General features: G+C 63.0%; 2 protein-coding genes. One reads left to right on the top strand and one right to left on the bottom strand.

The window, feature by feature from the left end; genetic code table 11:
- Positions 1-117 precede the first annotated feature (117 nt).
- Positions 118-1,326, top strand: a complete 1,209-nt coding sequence (locus AC1DT3_RS18685; protein ID WP_477466722.1) for a UbiH/UbiF family hydroxylase — start codon at positions 118-120, stop codon at positions 1,324-1,326.
- A 1-nt stretch (position 1,327) separates the two neighbouring features.
- Here the strand turns inward: AC1DT3_RS18685 and AC1DT3_RS18680 are convergent.
- Positions 1,328-2,201, bottom strand: an 874-nt coding sequence (locus AC1DT3_RS18680; RefSeq protein WP_477466721.1) for an AEC family transporter, incomplete at its 5' end; no start/stop codon positions are given.

The following is a 2,201-nucleotide window of genomic DNA, read 5'->3' as shown; positions in this document are numbered from 1 at the left end:
CCCTTTTCTCCCGCTGGTGGATCATAGGGATRGGCTTCCGACGCGAGCAATGGCAAAAGCGGTCATAGTTGTGCATCGCGGCCGGACAGGGTTTCAAAAAGCGTCGAGGGAGAGCCCGTGACCAGGAAAATTTACGACGTTGCGATCGTCGGCGCGGGTGCGGTGGGTCTCTCCGCCGCCATCGCCTTCGCGCGGGATGGTTTCGAGACGGCTCTCATCGGCAGCCTCGACGCCCGCCGCGACGGCCGGACAGTGGCTCTGCTCAACGGATCAGTGCGGTTTCTGCAGGCCCTCGATCTCTGGCCTTTGTTGACACCGCAGGCGGCGCCTCTCGCGACGATGCGTCTGATCGACGATACCGGGAGCCTGTTTCGGCCGCCGCCGGTCGAGTTTCACGCCCATGAAATCGACCTCGACGCCTTCGGTTGGAACATCGAGAACGTAGCCCTTCTCGAAGGGCTCGCGACCGCGGCCCGAAAGCAGGAAGGTCTCACTTTGATCTCGGGAATGGCCGCAGCCCTCGAGATCATCGGTGATCACGCCTGGATCGGGCTAACCGACGGGGAGGTCATCAATGCACGTCTGGTCGTCGCCGCGGACGGCCGACATTCCAAGCTCAGGCAACAGGCTGGGATCGAGGCGAAGACATGGTCGTATCCGCAATCGGCGCTGACCGCGATCCTCACGCATGATCGGGATCATCGCGAGACATCGACGGAATTTCACACCCGGCACGGTCCCTTTACGCTCGTGCCCCTCCCCGGTCGCCGTTCGAGCCTCGTATGGGTGGCGAGCTCGGAGAATGCAGAGCGCCTCGCCGGGTTGGACGACGCGAGTCTTGCGTTCGAAATCGAGCGGCAGGCGCAATCCATTCTCGGTGCGATGACGATCGACGGGCCGCGGGGCGTGGTTCCACTCGGAGGACTCTCGGTCAGCCGCTATTACGCGTCCCGCCTCGCCCTTGTCGGAGAGACCGCGCACGTGTTTCCGCCGATCGGCGCCCAGGGGCTCAATCTCGGTCTTCGCGATGTCGCTGCCTTGCGTGACATGGCAATCGACGCTCGGGAAGAAAATCGCCCCCTCGGTGGAGATGAGGATCTCCGGCACTATCAGCGCGGTCGTGACCTCGACGTTCGCCTTCGTACGACGGCGGTCGATGGGCTCAACCGGACGCTCCTGGCGGATTTTCTACCTGCCGATTTTCTACGCGGAGCCGGCTTGCTCGCCATCAGTGGCATCGGGCCGCTTCGCCGGGCTGTCATGCGCGAGGGCTTGCTGCCGCACATCGGTGCCCCGCGGTTGATGCAGGCTCCCTCGTCCCCGTGATCTACGGAAAAAGGTCGTAAGGGAGCGCGCCGATCTTGATCAGGTAGAGGAGCGCGGTCAGCGTCACCATGGAGGTGAGCGTGCCGACCAGGACGCAAGCCGAGGCGCGTTCGACGCCGACGTTGTACTGGGTTGAAATCACGAAAATATTCAGCGCCGGCGGCAGCGCCGCCATGATGATGGCGGCATAAGTCCAGACCGGGCCGAAGTCACCGAGAGCCGACAGCAGCACCCAGACCAGGAACGGATGCAGGATCAGCTTGATGAAGACGAGCGTCGGCACCTCACCCGGAATGCGACCCAACGGACGAAGCGCGACGGTGACGCCGAGAATAAATAGCGCGCAAGGGGCGGCAGCCCCGGACAGCCAGGTGACGATCTGGTCGGCGGGACCTGGCAAGGAGAGATGCCAGTAGCTCGCGACGATGCCGAGCGCCGTCGCCACGTTGAAGGGGTGGGTGACCACGCGCCAGACGATGTGTCTTACCGTCGCGCCCAAAGATCCCTTTTCGACGCCGGCGACCGTCATGAGAAGCGGCACGAGCGAGAACAGCAGCAGGTTGTCGAAGACGAATATGAGCACGACCGGCGGGCTCGCTTGCGCGCCGATGGCGGCGAGAACGAGCGGCGGCCCCATGTATCCGATGTTGGAATAGGAGCCCGCGACCCCCTGCATGACGGCCTGAGGGACTTCCCGCGTGTGCTTCCATCCGGCGCCGAACGAAAGAACGAATGCGCAAAAAGTCGACAGAGTGGTGGCCGAAACGAACCACCAATTCGTCAATTGATCCAGTGGTTTATCGGCTATCAGCCGAAAGAACAGGCAAGGCAGAGCCACATAGATCAGAAAAAACTGCATCCACGCCAACCCGCTC

The sequence above is a fragment of the Microvirga sp. P4_G7 genome (assembly GCF_056401005.1).
Note: the sequence above shows the minus strand (reverse complement) of the source record. Positions and strands in the feature narration are given on the sequence as shown.